This is a genomic window from Haemophilus sp. UMB1048 (genome assembly GCF_030218125.1).
GTDB lineage: Bacteria > Pseudomonadota > Gammaproteobacteria > Enterobacterales > Pasteurellaceae > Haemophilus_D.
Map to the genome: position 1 here is coordinate 1 of NZ_JASOPB010000174.1, position 241 is coordinate 241.

The 241-nt window shown below is 53.9% G+C and carries 1 pseudogene; it reads left to right on the top strand.

Annotated elements, in window-relative coordinates:
- Positions 1-90: 90 nt before the first annotated feature.
- Positions 91-241: pseudogene (gene ubiX, locus QP437_RS10355) on the top strand (flavin prenyltransferase UbiX); the annotation flags it as partial.

Sequence of the window (241 nt, forward strand, 5' to 3'; positions counted from 1 at the left end):
TTCGCTCAGGGTGCCGTTCTGGCACCCTGACTTGCAACTCCCGCCGAAATCCTGCAAAGTCTGCCTGCAAGTCTGACAGGGCAACTATTTATGAAACGACTCATTGTAGGCATCAGCGGTGCCAGCGGCGCGATTTATGGCGTGCGCTTATTACAGGTTCTGCGCGATGTCACAGATATCGAAACGCATCTGGTGATGAGCCAGGCAGCGCGCCAGACCTTATCCCTCGAAACGGATTTTT